Below are 21,330 nucleotides of genomic sequence, written 5' to 3'. Positions count from 1 at the left end.
CCTCAGGCGCTGATCTGGTTCTGCGAGGCCATCGTTCGCTCGAGGAACTTGACCGTGAGATCAACGATCGCCTTACCCTCCCGAAGAGCTTTGCCGATCACCGGGAAAGCATGGATCTGCCCACTCCAGATGTGCGTTTCGACGGCTTGTCCTGCCTTGATCAGGTTTTCGGTCATGATCTCGACGTCCGGACGCATCAGTTCGTATTCGGCGGCCACCAGGAACGACGGCGGAATCAGACTGGCGTCGGCGTTGATCGGAGACTGCGCACCAGGAATCTCGTCCGGACCCTCCAGCCACCGGTCCTTGAGCTTTTCGACCTGTGACATCGGTAGGTAGGCATCGCGTTTCATGAAATCGGGATCGTGGTCCTCGAGGTTCACGTTGAGAAGAGGGGAATATCCCACCACGGCAGCGGGCCGCGTGATTCCGCGCAGTGCGGCAATTTCGGCGACCTTCATGGCCAGGTAACCGCCCGCCGAATCACCGGCAAGCACAATCTTGTTCGGGTCTTCCGCTGTCTCGAGCAACGCAGTGTACGCGGCCATCGCATCCTTGACGGAGGTGCCGATGGAACCTTCCGGCAGCTGACGGTAGCGCACGGAGATCACCGGCACTCCGGCCTTCGCCGAGAGCAAACCGCACAGCGCGCGGTGCGTTGCCAGACCGCAGAAGACGAATCCCCCGCCGTGGAAGTAGAGGATCGTGGCTCCGGCCAACTCGCCCTGCGCTTTGCGTGGATGCTGCACCTTCTCGCTTGGCACACCACCAAGCGTGAAAGGCTCGATGTCGAGGTTCTTCGGCTTCGGCAGTTTGTCCGCCATCGCGTCGAGTCGCTCGAGTTGGCGGATGCCGCGTTCGGTGGTCGGCCAGAGGGTGAACATCGGCTTCACGAACGTCCTGGTCAGACAGAAGATAACCCGCGCTCGGGGACTCACGTTCCAATGCCATACCGTCGAATCTCGCGTCCGCATAGCGTCCTCCCAGGTCAAGACGTTTTGTGCATGTGAGTTACACATACTTGTCGACTGCTGTTGTGAACGATAACTGACGCTGCGTCAAAACGACACGACGGGTAGGCATGAATTACTCGAGTATGTGCAAGTTCGGCTCGCAATCACGGCCGGGAGAGATACGCGGAGAGTCCGCGGTGCCCGCCACGCATCATCGCTTCATGATTCCACTCGAATACCGGCTTCGCGATCTTCGAGGCCAGACCGAGCGCTCCGAACACCGCTACTTGTTGCCGAAAGTCGGCGACGCAGCCAGATTCAGCGGGGCGTACCACCCAGCTACTCCATCCGGTCATTGCCCCGGAGAGACGCACTTGCAGACGTCGGGCGACGGGGTCTTCGACCTCGCGTCGCCCGAAGACCAGCAGCGTCAGAGGGACAGCGCTGCGGATGGCCATGGAGCCCGAGTGCTCGTCGGTCGCCCGGACTCGGCGTATCTGAGGCCACCACTGCGAATACCGCTCGGCATCCGCGAGAACGTCGTAGACGCGGTCGGCAGAGGCCGGGAGCGTCCAGACGCTGTGGAAGTCGAAGTCGGTCACGGCGTCCGAGCTAGCCGGTGCGCACGGTGAGATCGCCGAACAACGAATACGAGACGACACGAATAACCGGTGCACCTGGGCCAGGATCCTGTCGACCCCCGTCGAATTCCCGATCTCCGAAAAGGTCGAAGCCACCCAACTCGACTGAAACACCCTCCGGAACCCGCAGCCTCGTGTCCCCGAAGATCGACACGATGGTGATCGTCGAGGAGGACGCTGTGATGGTTGCCGATCGCAGATCGAACTTGACGTCCCCGAACAACAGCAGAGCGAGTGTCTTTTTTGCCAAAGACCAACGGCCGGAGCGCTTCGTGTCACCGAAGACACCGACGATCGTTGCTTGCGGCGGCGACACCACAGCAGGTGGTGCCGCACTGAACGGCACGATCTGCCCTCGATCTGCGGTGGGCGACCACACCACTGCCGCCTTGTCCGAGTACTCCTCGAGGGTCAAACGCCCCTCACCCACCGCGACTTCCAGACGCGCTTGGGCATCGACACGCAATTGATCGACGTCGTGGCCTTCGTCAGCAGCAGTCACCCATGCACCGTAACCCGAACCGCGGGTGCTTACACGCCTGGCATGCTCAGTACTCGAACGTCTCCACCCGTCGCAGGATCTCCTCCGCGATCTTGGCGGGACTCCCGCCCACGTCGACGACAATGGCTTGCTCGTCCGGGTCGACTGCCTCGAGCGTCGAGATCTGGGAGTCGAGGAGCGAGGCGGGCATGTAGTGATCGAGGCGGGCGGTCAATCGCTGGCCGATCTGATCCCGCGAACCGGCGAGGTGCACGAATACGACGTGCTCACCGCGAAGCACGTCGCGGTAGCTGCGCTTGAGTGCCGAACACGTGACGATGCCCGGCTGACCGGCGTCGGTATGGCTCTTGATCCAGACGGCGATCTTGTCGAGCCAGGGCCAGCGATCGTCGTCGTTCAGCGGATGCCCGGTCGCCATCTTGTCGATGTTCGCCTGCGGGTGCAGATCGTCGCCTTCTTGAAGGTCCCAGCCCATCGCTCCGGCGAGCATGCCCCCGACCGTCGACTTTCCCGAACCCGAGACACCCATCAGGACGAGCACGGGATACTGCTTCTGCTGTGCCGCTTCGCTGTTCATGTGCTCGCCTACCTAGATGAATGCGCTCAACACGAGCACTCCGGCCAGGCCCGATACCGAGATGATGCATTCCATCACGGTCCAGGTCTTGAGGTTCTGTACCACGCTGACGCCCAGATACTCCTTCACCAACCAGAATCCGGCGTCGTTGACGTGCGAGAGGAAGAGCGAGCCTGCGCCGATCGCCAAGACCATCAGCGAGACATGTGCGGACGAGAGGTCGGCCGCAACCGGAGCGAGGATGCCCGACGCTGTCACCGTTGCCACCGTTGCCGAACCCGTTGCGACGCGGATCAATACCGCTACCAGCCAGGCCAGGAACAGCACGGGAAGGCTGCTGCCCTTGATCGCGTCGGCGATCACTCCGGCGATACCGGTGTCGATCAGGACCTGCTTGAAACCGCCACCGGCGCCGACGATCAACAAGATGCCTGCGATGGGAGGTAGGGAACTCTCGAGTGACTTCGAGATGGCCTTGCGGTCCATTCCGCCGCCGCGACCCAGCAGCACCATTCCAACCAGAACCGCGAGACCCAAAGCCACAACGGGTGTTCCGAGGAAGTCGAGGACGGATTTGGGGAGTGCCTCGGAATCGGGTGCGATCACGTCGGCGAATGCCTTGCCCAGCATGAGAACAACCGGGAGGAGGATCGCTGCGAGAGTCGCCGCAAACGAAGGGCGCTGCTGCTTCTCTTCTTCACCTCGATCTTCGCCTGTGACAAAGAGATCCGGAACCTTCACGTCGACCCACCGCGCTGCGTACTTGCTGAAGACCGGACCGGCGAGAACAACAGTGGGGATCGCGACGAGGACACCGAGCGCGAGCGTGAGGCCGAGGTTTGCGTTCAATGCCGAGACTGCAACCAGCGGCCCTGGGTGCGGGGGAACCAACCCGTGCATGGCCGAGAGGCCGGCGAGGGTGGGGATCGCGATGCGCATCAGGGACAATCCGGATCGCCGCGCGACGAGGATGATGACCGGCATCAACAGAACGAGACCGATCTCGAAGAACATCGGCAGACCGATGACAGCGCCGACCAGAGCCATGGTCCACGGGAGTGCCTTGGTGCTGGAGCGGCCGACCAGTGTGTCGACGATTCGGTCGGCACCACCGGAATCGGCGAGGAGTTTGCCGAACATCGCGCCGAAACCGATCAGGATTCCGACGCTTCCCATGGTCGATCCGAAACCGGTGGCGAATGCTGCAACCGACTCTGCCGAACCGAGGCCGGCCGCCAGACCGACACCTACCGCGCCGATGGACAGCGCGAGGAAGGGATGCAGGTCGAGCCAGGTGATCAGCGCGATGATGACCGCGACGCCGGCGACTGCAGCGATGATCAATCGTGCGTCGCTACCAGCGGGGACGACCTCGGCCGCCAGCAATGCTGTGGTGTTCATAGGGACTCCCAGTCCGATGAGTGATTGAGGTCACTGTTCCTTAATTAACCTACAATTTCAAGAGCAGACACTAATTTGTAGTATTTATTCGCCTTGCACCGGGCTTACTCCATACGCATGGGACGATCTACGTATGCCTTCTGTCCCGTTTCAGCAGTTACACGACTCGATGCTGGAACAGCTCGGCCAAGACATAGTCGGTGGCGTTCTCGCCCCGGGAACCACGATCTCCGCCGACGAGGTGGCAACGCGCTACGACGTGTCGCGAACCGTCATCCGCGAAGTTGTCCGCGTTCTCGAATCTCTCGGATTGGCTTCGGTTCGTCGACGCGTCGGAATCACCATCCTGGGCTCCGAACACTGGAACTCGCTCGACCCCAATGTCATCCGCTGGCAACTGGCCGGTCCTGATCGGTTCGAGCAGCTTTCGATCCTGAGTGAACTCCGTTCCGGTATCGAACCCCTGGCGGCGCGACTGGCCGCAACTCGCGCAACACCCGAGCAGTGCGGCGCTCTGACCGCAGCCGTCATCGGCATGTCAGCTACCTCTCGCGCTGCCGATACCGGTGCCTATCTCGGCCATGACTCCGACTTCCACCGCACCCTGCTCGCCGCCTCCGGTAACCCGATGCTGCGGGCGATGTCGCAGATCGTCGTCGAGATACTCGAAGGCCGCACACGCCACTCCTTGATGCCCCACGAGGCCGACCCCGAAGCGATTCACCTGCACGGAGTGGTCGCATCAGCCATTCAGTCCGGCGACGCCGACGCTGCAGAAACCGCGATGCGCTCGATCGTCGCGGAATCCGCAGAAGCGGTCGAAACAATGCGCGAAAGCCCCGAACCGCCGCCTCATCTGTAAGTCGAGCCACAGACTCGCCGGAATTGGCCCGCAACTGCTCCGCAAGTGGAACGCTTGGCGCCATGACAGCACTCGCTACCCAGAACAGCGCACTCTGATGGCCCGCCCGGTACGCGTCGTCGTCCTCGGTGCCGGATCGTGGGGAACCACGGTGGCCGGCCTCGCTGCCCGCAACACTCCCACCCTGCTGTGGGCACGAAATTCCGAAGCGGCTGACGAGATCAATTCGCAACGGACCAACTCCAAATACCTTGGTGAGCGCAAACTTCCCAAGGGACTCAAGGCAACCTCGGATCTGGTCGAAGCCGCTCGTGAAGCGGACGTACTCGTATGTGGGGTGCCTTCGCACGCCGTTCGCGCCACCCTCGCCGAGATCGCCAACGAGGTTCGGGCGTGGGTCCCGGTGTTGTCACTGTCCAAGGGCCTCGAGCCCGGCACCCGGCAGCGCCCCACCGAAGTGATCGCCGAGTGCCTGCCCGGCCATCCCGTCGGACTGCTCGCGGGCCCCAACATCGCCAAAGAGATCGTCGACGGCATGGCCGCGGCATCGGTCGTGGCCACCCAGGACGATCGCGTCGCCGCCGCGCTGCAACCCCTGTTCGCGTCGTCGGTCTTCCGCGTCTACCGCAACACCGACGTGCTCGGCTGTGAACTCGGCGGCATCCTCAAGAACATCGTTGCCATCGCCTCGGGCATGGCCGACGGCCTGGGAGTCGGGGACAACACTCGTGCGATGGTGCTCGCGCGCGGTCTCGCCGAAATGACCCGACTCGGTGAAGCGATGGGCGCCAACCCGCGCACCTTTGCCGGCTTGACGGGCGTCGGCGATTTGATCGCCACCTGCATGGCTCCGACTTCTCGCAACCGTCGCGTCGGCGAAGCTCTGGCGCAGGGATTGACCGTCGAGGAGGCGGTCGCCAAGCTCGGCCAGGTCGCCGAGGGAGTAAAAACTGCCCCTACCGTCATGGATCTGGCTCGCGAATACGGAGTCGACATGCCGATTGCCGCGGAGGTCGAGGCCGTCATCGGTGGTCGCCAAAGTGCCAGCGACGCATATCGCGGACTTCAGAAGGTTGCCCCGGGCGGCGAGCACGAGGTGGCGTGAGGAAGATCTACAGGTATCTAGCGATTTGGCTAGATACCTGTAGATCGCCCGAGATCACGGAATTGGAGCGTCGACGAAGATATCGATCGCCAACGGTGACTGACCGCCGTACTGCGAGAAGTCCGAAATCCCCGCCTCGCGCAGGACATCGACGTCGAGCACCGTCCGACCGGTATCCGTGCCGGCGGGACGTCCGAGAATCTCGACAGCCGCATCAGCCATGATCTCGGGTGAACGCGAGTGATCGATATTTTCGTCTCCCCCGAGCAGGTTTCCGACGGCCGCCGTGGCGATCATGGTCTCCGGCCACAGACAATTACTCGAAATCGGTGCACCTGAATACTCCGCGGCGATACCCAAGGCCGCCAATGTCATTCCGTATTTGGCCAGCATGTAGCCCGGATGAGCACCCAACCAGTGTGGCGAAAAGTTGAGCGGTGGCGACAGCGTCAATACGTGCGCGTTGGCCGAAACCCGAAGGTACGGAAGGCACGCTCGGGTGAGCGCGAAAGTGCCACGGACGTTGACCTGCTGCATCAGATCGAATCGCTTCATCGCGAGGTCTTCGGTTTTCGAAATGTCGAGGACGCTCGCGTTGTTGACCACGATGTCGATACCACCGAAGTGCTCTACCGCTGCATCGACGGCGTGCGCGATGTCGTCGTCGTTCCTCACGTCACCGACGACGGGAACGGCATGACCCCCAAGCTCGTTCAACTCGTCCACAGCCGTGTGGATTGTTCCGGGCAACCGGGGGTCAGGCGTATCGGTCTTGGCGAGCAACACGACGTTTCCGCCGCGGCGCGCTATCGCACGGGCGATGGCAAGTCCGATGCCACGGCTTCCCCCGGACATGATCGCGGTTCGTCCGCGGAAGTTCTTGTCGTCCAAAACGAATCCTTGTCATCGTCGACGGTCTTCGTCGCTGCGGATGTGGCCGCGGGAAGTCCCGGCACGACCACTCGTCGACTTCCACGATATGAGCGCCTTCACGCGATGACTACGGCCGCGGAGCATCAATAATCGTTGATCCATTGTCCCGTCAGGACAACTGATCAATGCGGTCAGCCACCCACCGGGCGCAGGATCCACCATCCGCCGAGCACGAGCACCGCGACGTTCACGAGCAGAAACAAACCGACCCAGACGATCGCGGGTATCGGTGAGAGCCTGGCCAATTGGTCGGCGTCCGAGTCCGGTGCCCCGCCTCGTCGCATTCGCTGCCGTTGAAGCTCCACGACCGGGCGTGGTCCGGCAAAAAGCAGGAAGAGCGTCAAGAAGTAGGCAGCAGCCACCTGCTGCTCCTGGGTCCCCCACCAGACGAGTCCGAACAACACGGCTCCCACCACGGCAAGTGAGAAGACTCCGTAGAGGTTTCGGATCAGAACCATCATCACCGCGATCACGAATACGCCGATCCACAACACCGAGACCGCACGCTGCGCGCCCAACAACCCGGCCGCGCCGAGTCCGAGAATCGACGGTCCGACGTACCCCGCGAACGTCATCAGAATGACGCCGAAGCCGGTCGGTTTGCCCGACGAAATCGCGACACCCGACGTATCCGAATGCAGGCGAAGACCTTTCAACCGTCGACCGACCAGGACGGCGACGATCAGATGAGCGCCCTCGTGTGCGATGGTGACGACGTTGCGGGCGATCCGCCACAGGTGCGGTTCGAGAACGATGATCACGGCGATCAACGCGGCCAGTTGAACCACCCACGCCGGCGGATTGGGACTGAGCGCCGCCACCCGATCCCACGCGGTTTCGAGCGCGTTCACTCCGCTTGTCCGCGCAGGTATCGGCCGAAGTGCGGAACCGTGAATCCAATGGACCCACGTTCTGCCGAATAGATCAGTCCCTTCTTGATCAGTCCATCGCGTGCCGGCGAAAGGGAAGCCGGCTTGCGCCCCAACTCGACGGCGATCTTCGCGGTTGCGACGGGTCCGTCGTCACCGGCGAGATCGGCCATGGCGCGCATGTACTCACGCTCCGCGGGCGTTGCTCGCTCGTACCGTGATCCGAAGAAACCGACAGCGAGTTCTTCCTCAGCCGTCGGCGCGCCGACGCGCACGTCTTCCGACGTGATCGGACTCGACGCCGCCACATCCCACGTGGCCTTTCCGTAGGCCTGAACGAAGTACGGGTACCCATCAGCCGCTTCGTAGAGGGCATCGAGCGCGGATTCGGTGAACTCGACGTCCTCACGCTCAGCAGGCGCAATCAGTGCCTGATCTGCATCTTCACGCTCGAGGCGGTCGATCCGGTGGTAGCTGAACAGGCGCTCCGAGTAGCTTTTCGACGCCGACAGCACAGCAGGCAGATGCGGAAGCCCCGCCCCGACGACGATCAACGGTGCCGCGTCCTGACTCAACTCGTGGCAGGCCCCGCAGATCGCCGAGACATCCGCGGCACCGAGGTCCTGCATCTCGTCGATGAAGATTGCGATCCCGACGCCGACATCCCTGGCCAGCGACGACGCGTCGAGCAGCAACTCGACGAGGTCGATCTCGATGTCGCCGCTGTCTGCCCGACCTTTGATCGCGGGTGCGTCGATGCCTGGCTGCCAGCGCTCGCGCATTCCCTTGTCCGCAGTGGCGCGTAGGGCAAACGATTTGAGGACTCCGAGGAATTGGTCGACCCGCTCCGGATCGCGATGGGAGACCGCGATCTCTCGGACTGCCATGTGCAGCGCCGACGAGAGTGGGCGTCGTAAATCCTGATCGGGGCGCGCCTCGATCTTGCCGGTCCCCCAACTTCGGGAGATCGCGGCCGAGCGCAACTGATTGAGCAGGACGGTCTTGCCGACGCCACGCAATCCGGTGAGGACAACACTTCGTTCCGGGCGGCCACGCGCAATTCGCTCGAGAACGACATCGAAGGCGTCGATCTGCTTGTCGCGCCCGGCGAGTTCCGGCGGGCGTTGACCGGCACCGGGGGCATACGGATTGCGCACGGGGTCCATGCCCATCGACGGTACAAGCCGAATAGACGAATATCCCGCTCTCTAGCGCGTGTCCTAGAGAGAACTAGGAACCGCAATATCGGCTCGACCTTGTCGAACCGGGCTCCGGCATCGTCGTCTAACCGTCCAGGCTTGACGCTCGGGCGAAGTCCCCAGCCACGTGGGCCCCAATTGCCCCGGCCAGAATGATTGCCGGATGCGCCGCGGCAAGATAGAGCCCCGACACGCCTTCGGCGAAGCCCAGCAGCGGGCGGCCACCACGCGGGATGGGACGGTCAGCGACTACCGCCTCGATCAGTTCCACTTGGTCACCGTCCACGAGCTGACTGCGGATCGCGTGCAGCGTCGGCCCCGCAAGCTCACGAGCATCTCCGGAGAACCCGACCGGAACATCTTCAGCCGCAATCAGTGTCGTGTCGTCCAAATGCCGGATCTCGAAATCCGGAGAGGAGAGTATTCCGTTCACCAATGGGTGGGGCGTCGAGAATCTGATGAGGCAACACGGGGAGGCGTCGACCTCGACGTCGACTCCCGCCGACGCCGCGAGTCCAGGGATCGCGGTACCCGCAGCGAGCACGGTGGTCGATCCGTAGACGGGACCGTCGGCAGTCATTACTCCGTACACTCTCATGCCCTCCGTAAGCACCCCGCGCGCACTGACATCGGAATACACTGTGGCACCGCACTCTTCGGCACCTCGCAGGAGCGATCGAGCGAACGCAACCGGGTCAACGCCACCGTCATCAGGCGCGTACGCTGCGACCGAGGGGGCCGTCCGCAATCCCGGCTCACGAGCAAGGATTTCCTCTTTACCGACGAGGTCGACGGGATGGCCGAGTGCTCGATGAGCATCTACGAACGCTCGAGTCTCCGCTTCCGTCTCTTCCCAGGTGATCGCGCCTCTGCGGCGCAAACCGATTGGCTCGACGAGTTCGCGCTCCAGGCGGTCGAATTCGACTGCAGCGCCTCGCCGGAACGGATCTGAGTAAGTTTCTGCGGCACTCTTCGAGAGGCCGACCCAGGCAAAGGAGTTGCCGGTCACCCCTCCTGCCACCGAGCCGTGCTCCAGCACGGTGACTCGGAGACCAATGCGCGCCAGGTGATACGCGATCGACGCGCCGACGACACCGGCACCAATCACCAGGATCGGTCTGTCGTTTCGACCATTCGGATGCGTCACCAGTGGACCATATCTGCGAGCCGCGACCTGGATCCACTCAATTTGGATGCGAGGACTTCGGCGTTAGCGGAGGACTAGGCCTGTTCCCGCTCGGCGTACATCGGGAACGATACGGTGTGCTCATGCTCTGGCGTTGGTTCGCAGTCGTGATCGTCATCCTCGCTGTTGCCGGCATTTGGCACGTGACCATCCCCGATCGACCAGTTGCCGCAATAGTCGACGCCGAGACGCTGGGGTGCGCGACCCCGTATCCGATCGGCCCGCTCCAGACGACATCAACGGCGACGGTTCCAGACGATTTCGTACCCGTCGCCGCAGTCACGTGCGACCCGTTTGTCAGCGACAACGTGGCAGCCGACCGAACCGTCAGCTTCTCTGCTCATCGTTGGGAGGGCGATTTCAGTCGGGCGGTGGAAATGCTGAACCGCTCGTCCGCGCACAAGACTTGGTTCCCCGAAGGCTGCGGTGACAACTACAGCCTGGCTGTCCTGGACCAATTCTGGTTGGTCGACGATCGAGGCCGAGCAACTCGGCCGGGGTATCCCTCCGATTCGTGTGGACTGCCGAAACCCGGTGGCCTGGCCGCCATCAAGGAACTGACACCGGTCGGCAGTACCGAACACCGAATAGCGTTGTCCGACGACCAGATCTACGAACTGTCGCATTGTCGGCCGGCCTACCGACCAGCCACAACAGGTACCACGGCGCTGACGTCGCTGTCGGCGGGCAGCGTTTTCTGCCGATTCTCCGCCACCGAATTCGTAGGCACATCGTCTACGACGGAAACCTTCGACGGACTTTCACCCGCTCCCGACTGTGACGCGGTGGCCACCGAGGTGGCGTCGACGATCTACGTGGACCGTCCTACGAACGAGGAACGATTACTCACCGTCGAACTCGACGGCTGTCGGCGCGTCATCGCCGACGGATACGCACCGATGCAAGCGTCGGACGAGCTGTTGATGTCTTTCCGGTAGTGCTGCGCCACAATGCAGTTGATCTCCCGCCCGGATGCGTAGGTCCCGATGTGACCAGTGACAGCCCGCAATCCTGTCAGGCGCCCGGGAACTGAAGGTGCGCTTGGGTCTTTCCCAGAACCGTCTGGCCCTTGTGCATGACGGTGACATCGATACGCACAGTCCGCGTTGTGGAGTCGATCCGCGCGATCTTCGCAGCGATGGAGAGATCAGCACCATCGACGGCATCGACTACGACGGGCCGAGTAAAGCGAGTTTCATACGAGATCACACCGCTCGGGTCACCAACCCAGTCGACGATGGCCTGCAAAGCAATTCCGGCAGTGAGCATTCCGTGCGCCAGAACTCCCGGTAGCCCAGCCGCAGTAGCGATTGCGTCGTTGAAATGGATCGGGTTCATGTCGCCGGAGGCACCGGCGTAGCGAACTAGGTCATCACGAGTGAGGACCAGATCAACCTTCGCGACGATGTCACCAAGGACGAGGTTTTCGAAAACCGGCACGACGGGTACGGTCATGCGCCTTCTCCTCGCGCCAGCAGGGTCGAGGTGACCGTTGCGACCAAAGCGTCGGTCACGTCGTGGATCTCGGAAACTGTCGACAGGATCGCACTGCCTGCTCGCACTGTCACCCCTGTAATCGTCAGTGTCGTAGACAGGTCATCGCCGGCGACTATCGGACGCTGATGCTCGATCTTCTCGGAAGTATGGACCACACGAGTCGGATCGAGCCCAGTATCCGGCGTGCGCAGCAGTGCCATGATCGCTCGCTGCTGGACAACGGTTGTGAATGTTGTCGGCGCGATGACATCGACGAACCCGGCCTCCCTGGCGACACCGACATCATGGTGCAAGGGATTGCTCGAACGCACCGCCAGAGCGAACTCACGAATCTTTTCGCGCCCGACAAGGTACGAAGACGAGGGAAACACCCGGCCGGCGAGCGCTGGGTTCACAGGAGACATCCCGGAATACTAACGGCGGCCGACTTCGGGTTCATTCGTGGCCTGAGGTCTCGTCGGCCCGAGAATGCGATCGAGGAGACGCTCAACCAACTGGGCCGCCAATTCTGCTGTGGCGTAGCCGGGAAGCATCCCCTGGGCGAGCCCGGCGACAGCCGCCAGAATGAGCTCGGCGTCGAGGTCGGGATCCATTGACGGCGCAACCGCGTCCCGATTGGTCACTCGTTGAAGCTGGCCGGAAATGAGCGCTGTCAACTCTCTTGGGGCAGTGAGGGTTTCCTCGGCGGCGATTCCTTGTCCGGTCAGTGCGGCAGCGTGGAAGGCACCGAGAACAATCGCTTCCTCCCGACGTTGTCGATCGAGTGGGAGCATGCCGACAAGGAACGCTGAAATAACCTCGCGGGGTGTCGCTTCCGCGCCAAGAACAGACAACTCCTGCATCAAGCGAGCACCCGCATCCTGACGCACAGCTTGATGCGTCGCGAGAAGGAATTCCCGCTTCGTGCCGAAGTAGTACTGCACAAGTCGCACCGAAATCCCAGCCTCGGCAGCAACGGACTGAAATGTCACCGCCGCGAGCCCACCGTCGACAATCACTCGCCGCACCGCATCGGTGATCTCCCGTTGCCTCACTTCATGGTCGACCAGTCGCGGCATGAGGCTGTCCTTCCCCTTTCGAATGGATGACTTTGACTCGTTAATGATACGCACGTACCGCATTAGTGATACGGTCATACCATCAAAATTGAATGCAGCGAGAGGGAGGCTCATGCCGAAGATCGGACGATTCAAGAACGAAGCATCAAAGCAGGCGTACGAGAGCATCTACCGAGAACTGGAGGGCACCTGGCCGGTTCCGTCGACACAACTCGACGTGCCGACATCGTTCGGAACCACCCATGTCCGTAGGTCGGGGACCGGCACGGAGACGCCGATCGTCCTGCTGCACGCAGTCGGCGCCAATTGTCTGCAATGGCACATCGTCATCGAGGACCTGTGCCGGGACCGAGTCGTTTATGCGCTGGACACGATCGGTACTGCAGGCCGCAGTGTGCAGACCGCTCCATTGACCGGGGAATCCGACTTCGCCACCTGGGTGGGCGAGGTATTGAACGAACTCGGGGTCGATCGCGTCCACCTGGTCGGCTACTCGCATGGTGCGTGGCACGCCGTTCTAGTAGCACTTCACGCCCCTGAACGACTGGCGAGTGTGACCCTAATCGAACCGGGTGGAGTCTTCGACAAGCCCTCGTGGCGTGTGCTGCTGAAGATGGTCCGCGCCGGCATGCGCCGCACCGACAAAAATATCCGCAAGCTCAACGATTGGCTGTCCCCCGGGTACGTCATCGGCGATCGCGAGTTCGCTTTGGTTACAGAGGCATTGAACTACCGGCCCGGTGTCGGGTGGGCACGAATGCTCAAAGATGCAGAAGTGCAGTCGATCTCGGTTCCAATGCTCGTAATCTCCGGCGCTGAGACGGTGGTCTCCAGCCCCGAGCGGGTGGCCGCGAGGTTAGCTGATCTTGTACCTGAAGCCGAAGTGGAGATTCATGCCGGAACCGGCCACGGAATCCTGGGACACATACCTGATCGGGTAATTCCCCGACTCATGAAGTTCGTCCGCAATCATGACGACGCGAAGCGGACGTGATCTCGCGGACCAGCCGCCGACAAGGTAGTGATGAAGCCGGTCAATCAGCCGGCCAAGGCGGTACAACTGACAGATGAGAACATTCCTCTCCGACCGCCGCGGTCAGGTAATGGTGGCCGTTGCCGCCGCCATTTTGGTCGTAGCGGGAGGTCTGTGGTGGACGAAGACCATCTCCTTCACCGAAACTGCAGTAGTTCAGTTCAGTAGTAATCGAACCGGACTCTACGACGGGTCCCCGCGCGATGAGTACATCGGCGAACGGGAAGCCTCCAACGGCATGTCTGTTCCTGCTGAAAAACTCGCGTAGATACTCGGCGGCAGTGCTTCCGACTACGAGTCCGATCTGACGATCACAGATGCGGACGTACCTGGGCTCGCGGTGACGGCCCGAGGTCGAACCCCTAGCGCCGCCCGAGCATTGGCGACCGACGCCGCCGAAGCTCTCTGTTCGATGTTCGAAGAAGCCAACGCAATGACTTCCGGAGGGTTCACGTTCACCGTCGTTCCACCGGGGAACTGACGGATCTATGGTCAGTAGCGCGGCTGCACCAGGTTTATGCCTGTTCGCGCTCGGCTGCGAGGGCGACCGCCTGTTCGAAGGTATGGACGAGCACTGCACGTCGAGCGACCTTGTGATCCTCGTCCGGTTCGAGTTCGTCAATGTAGCCATCCCACACGCGCAGATATCGATCGCGCCAGTCGATCAGCACTTGCGTCGATGGAAAGGTCACACCGACTCGTTTCGTCTGGGCAATATCGGTGAGGATCTCGAGCCACGCCGGCACCATCTCCCCGCCCCATTCATCCGGCTCCAGACTCGAATCGTCTTCGAACTCGGCAGTGATGTCGTCCACGATTCGACCGGTCAGGGCCCCCAACCCATCCGCGACGGTGTCACTGTCAAAGTTTCCCGGACCCCAGACTCCCACAAGCCCTCCCATATCGATTGCGGATAAATTCAGGTCGACAGTCGCGTTCCCGTCGCAGCAGGCCGTGAGCGTGCTCGCAGTTTCAGGTCGGCAATTGCAAATTGGAGAATCTGCCGCCCGCTCAGTCAGAGCTTGCGGTCATTGGCGCCCGCCCAAATCGGACTGTCGACTATCTTCCGAAACTTCGGCGACCTGCCGATTGCTGAAATTTTGAGCATCAACCAGTTCCAGATTCTCACAGTCACCTCCGCGTCGTATTTCACCGTCAACACTAACCGACCGGCGGGACTCTTTTGGCTACCGGTACACCACTATGCGTCGACCAGTTAGATCAGGTGTGAACTCGAACTGGCGCAACAGATCGCCGGGAACTGAAGGAGCGCTTGGGTCTTTCCCAGAACCGTCTGGCCCTTTGTGCGTGACGGCGATTGGTTCTGGGTGCATCGATCCGGTCGGAAGCACTGCGATGTTGTCGGCACACGGAATTGTGCTCGGTGGAGATCGAGGATCCGTATCCACGGGTGTCGCAGGCAATTCCTGAAGGTTCGTAGGGGAAATAGCTGCGCATCGCCACCCCCAACAGCGATTCCGTCGATTGTGTAACAACCACACGAAGAACAGCCATCGATCTCCGAAAGGAAGACTGATCCGGCGAGACCGCGAGGTAGTGTCACATCTGCCCAGCAAAACTCGCCACGATCTCGAGAAGACGGTCGGCCTTGCCAACTGCCACCTCTGACGTTACGACGTTGCTGGGCAGGTGTTTACGAAGAAGGATTTCGCACGCGGGGTACCGATCGCTGATGGGACTGATCACCCCTTCTCTGAAAGATGTTGGTAACGAATCGAACCCCGAGCATAGAGGTGCAACGATTGGGCGAGTTGATTCAACGCCCCCGGTGTGCGATCTATCTATTTGCGCCAATCATCCTCGGTAACGGTTTAATTCACCGAACGGGGCCGGGTACTGCAATAGCTGGTCGAGTATTCGATCACGCGTCTTACGCTAAGGAAGGACCGAGAACATGACTGAAGTAATTTCGTGGATTGTCCAGAATCCGATTGGTGCCGTCGTCGCGTTTGTTGCCGACATCGTAATATTGACGATGTCGTCTGTCGCGGGATACTCGTAACCGAATCCGCCCCGTCCTTCACGGTATTCCTAAGTCGAGGAACTACATTCGAAACGCAGAGGGCAACCAACCGCAGCGTACCATCGGCGCTCGTCACTGACCTTTCGTGGCCTCATATGCCCAACTGCGCCGGGTCCGTACTGACGTCCCTCGTGTCGAGTGTCATACCACCAGCTTCAATCAATCACGCCATCACTACTCAGGAGGAATCACAATGGGTTCGATCAACGCATTCAACGAATGGGTCAACCAAGCTACGTATGCGGGCGACCCGTTTGCCACCGCCATAGCGATCGTCCAGTTCTTCGCTGTGAGTCTCGTCAACCTGTTCACTGGCGGCCCCATTCTTTAAAGGAGCCCACTCGGTTCCACTTCTGCTCGGCGTCCATCGCAGCCTGTTCTTCGGCTGTACAGCTCCGCGCGAAGGGGGCCGGGACCTCGCTGACGAGCATGATGCGTAGTTCGGCCTCGCGGATGGTCAGTGAACGCAGTTTTGGACGATCGATCAGGACGAGTCGCCATCGGAGCGAATGAACACCGAAGTGCCCAAGCATGTTCGACGCTTGGGCACTGTCGGGCTTGTTACCCGTCAGTCGGGGTGGGCTCGGGGTTTTCCTGGATGTATCGCAGATTGCGAACCCGTACGCTATCGCAATGGACTTGATGGTCTGGATCGTCACGACGCCATTTCTTGCGGCAGCACTGGCGGGTGTGATGCGACGAACGCTGGGGACGAGAGTCGGATGGCCACGAACACTTCTGGTCGCGGTGATAGCGCTCTCGGTGGGTGTCCCCCTGTCTGGCTACGCCGCGACATTCGCAGGAATTGCCAGCCAGGACGATCAACTTCTGGTGAGCGTGGGAACAGCACTCATATTCTTCGGAGTTGTCGCGCTATGGGTGTTCGCAGCATGCCTGGCCGCATTGGTTTTCCTCGAAGTCGTCGTTCCTACAGGATCCCTACCAGGTCCGTCGGAAGCATTGCGGCGCAGCCGAAAATCGTGGCGCCGAACGAAGCGGTACGTCCAGATCATGGGCATCGTCGTGCGAGCGGGAGTCGGGCCCGCTCTCCGTGCTGGGCCGTCAGCGCCTCAGTTCGGGGACGCACTGGTGGAAGTAATCAACCGGTGCGGTGTCACTTTCGTCAAGTTGGGACAGATCCTCGGCACGCGAGACGACCTCATACCACCCGAGTTGGCTCGCGCCCTTTCTTCTCTGCAAAGTTCGGCACGCCCGGCTGATCCCGACCGTATCGCGGAGCTACTGGCATCGGAACTCGGCGACGCACCAGAGTCGGTGTTCGCGCGGTTCGATGTGGAGCCGTTCGCCGCCGCCTCTGTCGCACAGGTACATTCCGCGCGCACCGTTGAAGGCGTCGACGTTGTGGTGAAGGTTCAACGCCCCGAGGCGAGCGCACAAGTGAGCGTGGATTGCGATATCTTCCTTCGCGTGTCATCCCGCGCGGAGACCCGTTTTCCCTGGGCACGCGATATCGGCGTTCATCGACTCGCCGGGGGCCTCGTCACGTCACTACTCGAGGAACTCGACTACCGCACCGAATCAGCGAATACCGGCGCGATTTCTTCCACCATGTCGAACCGCCCGGATATCGTCGTTCCGCACATCTACCCCAACCTCAGTAGTGGACGGGTGCTCGTGATGGAACGTCTTCACGGCACCCCGCTCTCCGACGGTGAGGCCGCGCTCACCGGCCTCGACCGCGACACCCGCAGCAGCGTCGCCAACGAACTTCTTGCGTCGTTGCTCGACGGGATCTTTGTCCACGGGGTGTTTCACGCGGACCTGCACCCCGGCAACATCATGATCCTCGATGACGGCCGGGTCGGGCTCCTCGACTTCGGCGCAGTAGGGGTTCTGGACGGCGAGACACGGATCTTGTTCGCCGTGCTCCTCAACGCTGCCCTCGCAGGTGATCCGGTGGCGACAGTCGACGCGATGCTGATGGCATTCGACGTACCGCCCGAAGTGGATCGCGGAGCACTACGTCACCAGGTGGGCCGAGAGATCACCCTGCTCAGTGTCCAACCCAATGTTTCCATGGCATCGTTCGCGCGAATGTTCACCGTGCTTCGAGAACACCGAATCGGAGTGCCGGGAGACGTCGCCGCCGCTTTCCGTTCGCTCGCGTCTTTGGAGCGCGCCCTCCGGCTCCTGGATCCGCAGATCGACCTCGTCGCTGCTGTTCGGGCCGAAGTACCCCGACTGTTGACCCAGGTCGCCAGCCCGACTGCAGCCGCGCAGTCAATCCTGTCGACGACGGCGGTCACAACCGCGGTGGTCAGGCGCCTGCCTGGTCAGCTCGACCAGATCGCGACCTCGATCGCATCGGGAAACTTCACACTTCGCACACGCTCGGTCGCACACCCCGACGACAGGCGATGGCTACGACGGTCGGCGAACAACGCCCTGGGTATGGCGGCGGGAGTGACCGCGCTGATTGTCGCGGCGATCCTGCTGTTCGTGCCTGGCGGACCACAACTCACACCTCAGCTGTCGGGCTATGCACTCGTGAGTGCGGTACTGGGCTTCGTCGGCGTCGTTCTGTGCATGCGGACCGTGTTCCGTTTGTTCACACTCGACAACAGGTAACCGAGAACTGATCTTCATCGCTTGATCTCGATGTCGTCGAAGTCGAGCGCCAGGAGCGTCGGGCGCGAGAGAACGCGGCCGCCTGGCCCTCTCGGGAGCACACGTCGTCGAGTGGGAAACGTGAGACCGTCGAACTGACGGTGATGGTCGCAGTAGAGAGCAGCTTTCGCCCAGCTGCCTACCGGTTCGGCGACGAAGTCGTGACGGCGGATGAGGCCGCCGTTGTCGACATAGAAGGTCTGCTGCCGGCAATGAGTATCGATCGCCGGCGCGAACGTTGCCTGAAGTCGTCGCCATTGCTGCCCGGATTCCTGCCAAGGTTCGGCTTCGGTGACAGTGATGTCGTCGCGGGCGAGCAGCAGCGGTGCCGTCAGATAGTTCCAAAAGGCGTAGCCGGCGAAGTAAGCGGTGTCGAGTGCGTCCCAGTGGAGGTTGCGCCGGACTCCACTCAACCCGAAAAACGCTGAACGTGGGTCGGTTCGACTCCCGAGTTCTTCGCCGTCACGAGTTTCGATCCGCACGACGCCCTTGTCGAACACAGCGCACTCGCCGACACGCGGAAAGTCTTGGAGGACAGTGCGTTGCTCGGCGACTTCAACCTCGACCGTGAACTTCGCCAGCTTGTTGCCTGGGAAGCGCTGGGGCAGCAGACCGCCCAAACGTCCCCGTGCCGTGATCGCTGAAACGGACTGCCAATGTTCGACTCCGCCATGTGCGGTGAGGACTTCATCGAGTAGTTCGTTCATATGTCGACGCTCTCCGTCCCCTGACGGAACTGTGGAAATCAGCGATCAGACGGACGCGTAGTTGTAGTTGCGTTCCTCCCGCGGTACCACTGCCACCCCGCGGTGATGATGACAGCGCCGGCAAGGGACCCGAGGATGCCGCTCGGGCGCAATGATAATCCGTCGCCTGCAATCAAACTCACGAGCAATCCGCCGACCAGCGAACCACCGATTCCCGCGATGAACGCGAAGGTCCAGTCCACTCGTGCGGTCGTTCTCCCCAGAATCAGCTGGGCTCCCGCTCCGATGACGATCCCGAACAGGAGTATTCCGATGATGAGCATGAGACAGGGCCCTTTCGTGGAGTGACGACGCAAGGCGCGAACGACTTACTCTGCACCATCTTTCCGGTATGTCTCTTATGTCGTGGTGAAATCCGTGTGAAAGATCGTCGTCGCCCATTCCACGTTGCTAGGTCGATGCCAGTGTCGTCGCCCAGCGGTAGTCCGCCTTACCGGCCGGGGTTCGCTTGACTTCATCGACAAGCACGATCGTGCGCGGCACCTTGTATCCGGCCAACGTCTTGCGGCAATGTTCCTGTACCGCTTCGAGAGTCAGCTCGTCGGATCCGGGGTAGGTCGCTATCACCGCTGCGACCTGCTGCCCCATGCGCGCATCGGGGGCTGGGACAACGAGCGCGTCGGAGATCGCCGGATGTGCGTGAAGGGCAGCCTCGACCTCCTCGGCGAAGACCTTCTCGCCACCGGTGTTGATGCACTGCGAGCCACGGCCGAGGAAGACAATGGTGCCGTCTGCTTCCACCTTGCCCATGTCGCCGAGCACCGAAAGGCGGGTGCCGTCGGCGCGGGTCGGGAACGTGCGGGCGGTCTTCTCTTCGTCCTTGTAGTACCCGAGCGGGACGTTTCCGATGCGCGCGATGTAGCCCACGTCGTCGGAGCCCGCTGGAATCTCTTCGAGGCGCTCGTCGACCAGAATCATGTTCGGCGAGGGCGGCATTCGCAGATTGCCCGCCTCGTCGATGGAGAAGGCGCCGTCGTTACCGGACTCGGAGGCTCCGAAGTTGTCCCGCAGCAGCAGGTCCGGCTTCACCGCCAGCATGCGATCCCGCACGCTGGTGGACCAGATCGCGCCACCCGAGGTGATCGAGAACAGGGTGCTGAAATCGACCTCGTCTTTGCGTCGTTCCATCTCGTCGACCAACGGCAGTCCCATGCCGTCGCCGACGATCAAGATCACCTGTACCGAATCCTTCTCGATCGCTTCGACGACCTTCTCCGCGTCGAACTCGCGTCGTAGAACAACTCGCGCACCGAGGGTGAGGAAGGTGAACAGCGAGTACAACGCGGCGCCATGCATCAGCGGGGCAGCAATGAGGAACGAGAGTTCCGGAAATTCCTTTGCAGCACTGGCAATCTCGGCGAGGTCCTGCCGCGCTCCCTCACCGTACGGATTGCCGCCGGAGAGCGGCTTACGGAAGAAGTCGTCATGACGCCACATGACGCCCTTCGGGTATCCGGTGGTCCCGCCGGTGTAGAGGAGGTACACGTCGTCGCCAGAACGAGCGTCGAACTCCCCCACTGGAGACTGTTCACGAGCGTCGTCGAACGAAACCACAGAAACTTCATGCGCTTTTGCTGCTGCGACCAGTTCGGCGTCGACCTCGCCGATCACGATCACCGTCTTCACCTTCGGGCATGCACCGAAGAGGGAAGCAAGGACACGCTGATGCTCGGGGAGTTCCACGACCACCGCGACCGAGTCGGAGTTGGTGAAGATGTACTCGAGCTCCGCGGGTGTGTACCGGTAGTTCACGTTGATCGGGACCGCACGGATCTTGATCAACCCGAGGATCGACGTGACATGTTCGACGCTGTTCTTCAGGAACAGGGCTACATGATCGCCGCGCGAGATGCCGGCTTTCGCGAACAGGTTGGCCGTTCGGTTAGCCTCCGCATCCAACTGAGAGTAGGAGAAGTTCTCTCCCTCGTAAGTCAATGCAACGCGATCAGGGACTGAGCCGGCAACGGTCTCGAATATGTCAGCAAGATTGAACTGCATTGTCTTTCCTTTCAGAGTCCGCGCCGCGACATCGAGGCAGATAACCCTGAATCTAGAACACGTTCCATGTCGCCGGA

General features: G+C 61.6%; 23 protein-coding genes. 7 read left to right on the top strand and 16 right to left on the bottom strand.

The features are described from left to right. Positions 1-2: 2 nt before the first annotated feature. The 5 genes from QM596_RS03315 to QM596_RS03295 all read right to left on the bottom strand — a co-directional run bounded on the left by QM596_RS03315 (position 3) and on the right by QM596_RS03295 (position 4,074). On the bottom strand, positions 3-974 hold the full coding sequence (locus QM596_RS03315; RefSeq protein ID WP_020970961.1) for an alpha/beta hydrolase: 972 nt from the start codon (positions 972-974) through the stop codon (positions 3-5). A gap of 143 nt (positions 975-1,117) precedes the next feature. Next, positions 1,118-1,555 carry an SRPBCC family protein gene (locus QM596_RS03310; RefSeq protein WP_134998896.1) on the bottom strand — a complete coding sequence of 146 codons (438 nt, stop codon included), beginning with the start codon at positions 1,553-1,555 and terminating at the stop codon, positions 1,118-1,120. Positions 1,556-1,565: 10 nt separating this feature from the next. After that, positions 1,566-2,096 (bottom strand): LiaF domain-containing protein, encoded by a 531-nt coding sequence (locus tag QM596_RS03305; protein WP_283308128.1) that lies wholly within the window; start codon positions 2,094-2,096, stop codon positions 1,566-1,568. Between the two features lie 46 nt (positions 2,097-2,142). Next, the gene (locus QM596_RS03300) at positions 2,143-2,673 is read right to left on the bottom strand and encodes a gluconokinase (protein WP_020909302.1); all 531 of its coding nucleotides are present in this window, start codon (positions 2,671-2,673) and stop codon (positions 2,143-2,145) included. A gap of 12 nt (positions 2,674-2,685) precedes the next feature. Then, the gene (locus QM596_RS03295; protein ID WP_019745529.1) at positions 2,686-4,074 is read right to left on the bottom strand and encodes a GntP family permease; all 1,389 of its coding nucleotides are present in this window, start codon (positions 4,072-4,074) and stop codon (positions 2,686-2,688) included. A 133-nt stretch (positions 4,075-4,207) separates the two neighbouring features. Here QM596_RS03295 and QM596_RS03290 point away from each other — a divergent pair, with 133 nt between their 5' ends. Together QM596_RS03290 and QM596_RS03285 are read left to right on the top strand one after the other, a co-directional pair. Then, positions 4,208-4,936: a FadR/GntR family transcriptional regulator gene (locus tag QM596_RS03290; RefSeq protein WP_020909304.1), complete on the top strand. Its 729-nt coding sequence runs from the start codon at positions 4,208-4,210 to the stop codon at positions 4,934-4,936. A 97-nt stretch (positions 4,937-5,033) separates the two neighbouring features. Beyond that, positions 5,034-6,041, top strand: a complete 1,008-nt coding sequence (locus QM596_RS03285) for an NAD(P)H-dependent glycerol-3-phosphate dehydrogenase (RefSeq protein WP_019745531.1) — start codon at positions 5,034-5,036, stop codon at positions 6,039-6,041. A gap of 54 nt (positions 6,042-6,095) precedes the next feature. On the opposite strand, the gene QM596_RS03280 is transcribed toward QM596_RS03285, so the two are convergent. The 4 genes from QM596_RS03280 to QM596_RS03265 all read right to left on the bottom strand — a co-directional run bounded on the left by QM596_RS03280 (position 6,096) and on the right by QM596_RS03265 (position 10,189). Further along, positions 6,096-6,932: an SDR family oxidoreductase gene (locus tag QM596_RS03280; protein ID WP_283308126.1), complete on the bottom strand. Its 837-nt coding sequence runs from the start codon at positions 6,930-6,932 to the stop codon at positions 6,096-6,098. 173 nt (positions 6,933-7,105) lie between these two features. Then, positions 7,106-7,825, bottom strand: a complete 720-nt coding sequence (locus QM596_RS03275; protein ID WP_003940327.1) for a M50 family metallopeptidase — start codon at positions 7,823-7,825, stop codon at positions 7,106-7,108. Then, a complete protein-coding gene (locus QM596_RS03270; RefSeq protein ID WP_283308125.1) occupies positions 7,822-9,009 on the bottom strand; it encodes an ATP-binding protein in 1,188 nt (395 codons plus the stop codon). Before QM596_RS03270 ends, QM596_RS03275 begins: the two co-directional genes overlap by 4 nt. Before the next feature lie 118 nt (positions 9,010-9,127). Beyond that, positions 9,128-10,189 (bottom strand): NAD(P)/FAD-dependent oxidoreductase, encoded by a 1,062-nt coding sequence (locus QM596_RS03265; protein ID WP_283308123.1) that lies wholly within the window; start codon positions 10,187-10,189, stop codon positions 9,128-9,130. 122 nt (positions 10,190-10,311) lie between these two features. Here QM596_RS03265 and QM596_RS03260 point away from each other — a divergent pair, with 122 nt between their 5' ends. Beyond that, on the top strand, positions 10,312-11,166 hold the full coding sequence (locus QM596_RS03260) for a hypothetical protein (RefSeq protein ID WP_283308121.1): 855 nt from the start codon (positions 10,312-10,314) through the stop codon (positions 11,164-11,166). A 76-nt stretch (positions 11,167-11,242) separates the two neighbouring features. On the opposite strand, the gene QM596_RS03255 is transcribed toward QM596_RS03260, so the two are convergent. The 3 genes from QM596_RS03255 to QM596_RS03245 are packed head-to-tail and all read right to left on the bottom strand — an operon-like array spanning position 11,243 to position 12,783. Then, positions 11,243-11,683 carry a MaoC/PaaZ C-terminal domain-containing protein gene (locus QM596_RS03255; protein WP_021331850.1) on the bottom strand — a complete coding sequence of 147 codons (441 nt, stop codon included), beginning with the start codon at positions 11,681-11,683 and terminating at the stop codon, positions 11,243-11,245. Further along, positions 11,680-12,129, bottom strand: coding sequence for an FAS1-like dehydratase domain-containing protein (locus QM596_RS03250; protein WP_019745537.1), 450 nt, complete (start codon positions 12,127-12,129; stop codon positions 11,680-11,682). The genes QM596_RS03255 and QM596_RS03250 overlap by 4 nt, the downstream gene beginning before the upstream one ends. 9 nt (positions 12,130-12,138) lie before the next feature. Further along, positions 12,139-12,783, bottom strand: a complete 645-nt coding sequence (locus QM596_RS03245; RefSeq protein WP_020970969.1) for a TetR/AcrR family transcriptional regulator — start codon at positions 12,781-12,783, stop codon at positions 12,139-12,141. 112 nt (positions 12,784-12,895) lie between these two features. Between QM596_RS03245 and QM596_RS03240 the strand changes: the two genes are divergently transcribed. Both QM596_RS03240 and QM596_RS03235 read left to right on the top strand, forming a co-directional pair. Beyond that, positions 12,896-13,777 (top strand): alpha/beta fold hydrolase, encoded by an 882-nt coding sequence (locus QM596_RS03240; protein WP_283308120.1) that lies wholly within the window; start codon positions 12,896-12,898, stop codon positions 13,775-13,777. Positions 13,778-13,850: 73 nt separating this feature from the next. Then, complete coding sequence (locus QM596_RS03235) at positions 13,851-14,084, top strand: hypothetical protein (RefSeq protein ID WP_283308119.1); 234 nt, start codon at positions 13,851-13,853, stop codon at positions 14,082-14,084. 247 nt (positions 14,085-14,331) lie between these two features. Here the strand turns inward: QM596_RS03235 and QM596_RS03230 are convergent, their stop codons facing one another. Continuing rightward, positions 14,332-14,631, bottom strand: coding sequence for a DUF4259 domain-containing protein (locus QM596_RS03230; RefSeq protein WP_223304584.1), 300 nt, complete (start codon positions 14,629-14,631; stop codon positions 14,332-14,334). Positions 14,632-16,053: 1,422 nt separating this feature from the next. Between QM596_RS03230 and QM596_RS03225 the strand changes: the two genes are divergently transcribed. Both QM596_RS03225 and QM596_RS03220 read left to right on the top strand, forming a co-directional pair. Continuing rightward, positions 16,054-16,191 carry a hypothetical protein gene (locus QM596_RS03225; protein WP_021345701.1) on the top strand — a complete coding sequence of 46 codons (138 nt, stop codon included), beginning with the start codon at positions 16,054-16,056 and terminating at the stop codon, positions 16,189-16,191. A 302-nt stretch (positions 16,192-16,493) separates the two neighbouring features. Further along, entirely contained in the window at positions 16,494-18,449 is a 1,956-nt protein-coding gene (locus QM596_RS03220; RefSeq protein WP_283308118.1) for an ABC1 kinase family protein, read from the top strand. A gap of 14 nt (positions 18,450-18,463) precedes the next feature. Here the strand turns inward: QM596_RS03220 and QM596_RS03215 are convergent, their stop codons facing one another. From QM596_RS03215 to QM596_RS03205, 3 genes are all read right to left on the bottom strand, one after another. After that, positions 18,464-19,195: a hypothetical protein gene (locus QM596_RS03215; RefSeq protein WP_283308116.1), complete on the bottom strand. Its 732-nt coding sequence runs from the start codon at positions 19,193-19,195 to the stop codon at positions 18,464-18,466. A 38-nt stretch (positions 19,196-19,233) separates the two neighbouring features. Continuing rightward, positions 19,234-19,518, bottom strand: a complete 285-nt coding sequence (locus QM596_RS03210; RefSeq protein WP_283308115.1) for a hypothetical protein — start codon at positions 19,516-19,518, stop codon at positions 19,234-19,236. A gap of 127 nt (positions 19,519-19,645) precedes the next feature. Then, positions 19,646-21,253, bottom strand: a complete 1,608-nt coding sequence (locus QM596_RS03205; RefSeq protein WP_283308113.1) for an AMP-binding protein — start codon at positions 21,251-21,253, stop codon at positions 19,646-19,648. Positions 21,254-21,330: the final 77 nt, after the last annotated feature.

Source organism: Rhodococcus sp. IEGM 1406, assembly GCF_030056745.1.
In the GTDB taxonomy this organism is placed as follows: domain Bacteria; phylum Actinomycetota; class Actinomycetes; order Mycobacteriales; family Mycobacteriaceae; genus Rhodococcus_F; species Rhodococcus_F erythropolis.
Note: the sequence above shows the minus strand (reverse complement) of the source record. Positions and strands in the feature narration are given on the sequence as shown.

Coding starts and splice junctions, on each gene's coding strand:
- QM596_RS03315 (WP_020970961.1), bottom strand. CDS start 974: ATGCGGACGCGAGATTCGACGGTATGGCATTGGAACGTGAGTCCCCGA.
- QM596_RS03300 (WP_020909302.1), bottom strand. CDS start 2,673: ATGAACAGCGAAGCGGCACAGCAGAAGCAGTATCCCGTGCTCGTCCTG.
- QM596_RS03295 (WP_019745529.1), bottom strand. CDS start 4,074: ATGAACACCACAGCATTGCTGGCGGCCGAGGTCGTCCCCGCTGGTAGC.
- QM596_RS03290 (WP_020909304.1), top strand. CDS start 4,208: ATGCCTTCTGTCCCGTTTCAGCAGTTACACGACTCGATGCTGGAACAG.
- QM596_RS03285 (WP_019745531.1), top strand. CDS start 5,034: ATGGCCCGCCCGGTACGCGTCGTCGTCCTCGGTGCCGGATCGTGGGGA.
- QM596_RS03270 (WP_283308125.1), bottom strand. CDS start 9,009: ATGGACCCCGTGCGCAATCCGTATGCCCCCGGTGCCGGTCAACGCCCG.
- QM596_RS03260 (WP_283308121.1), top strand. CDS start 10,312: ATGCTCTGGCGTTGGTTCGCAGTCGTGATCGTCATCCTCGCTGTTGCC.
- QM596_RS03255 (WP_021331850.1), bottom strand. CDS start 11,683: ATGACCGTACCCGTCGTGCCGGTTTTCGAAAACCTCGTCCTTGGTGAC.
- QM596_RS03250 (WP_019745537.1), bottom strand. CDS start 12,129: ATGTCTCCTGTGAACCCAGCGCTCGCCGGCCGGGTGTTTCCCTCGTCT.
- QM596_RS03245 (WP_020970969.1), bottom strand. CDS start 12,783: ATGCCGCGACTGGTCGACCATGAAGTGAGGCAACGGGAGATCACCGAT.
- QM596_RS03240 (WP_283308120.1), top strand. CDS start 12,896: ATGCCGAAGATCGGACGATTCAAGAACGAAGCATCAAAGCAGGCGTAC.
- QM596_RS03235 (WP_283308119.1), top strand. CDS start 13,851: ATGAGAACATTCCTCTCCGACCGCCGCGGTCAGGTAATGGTGGCCGTT.
- QM596_RS03225 (WP_021345701.1), top strand. CDS start 16,054: ATGGGTTCGATCAACGCATTCAACGAATGGGTCAACCAAGCTACGTAT.
- QM596_RS03220 (WP_283308118.1), top strand. CDS start 16,494: ATGGACTTGATGGTCTGGATCGTCACGACGCCATTTCTTGCGGCAGCA.
- QM596_RS03215 (WP_283308116.1), bottom strand. CDS start 19,195: ATGAACGAACTACTCGATGAAGTCCTCACCGCACATGGCGGAGTCGAA.
- QM596_RS03210 (WP_283308115.1), bottom strand. CDS start 19,518: ATGCTCATCATCGGAATACTCCTGTTCGGGATCGTCATCGGAGCGGGA.
- QM596_RS03205 (WP_283308113.1), bottom strand. CDS start 21,253: ATGCAGTTCAATCTTGCTGACATATTCGAGACCGTTGCCGGCTCAGTC.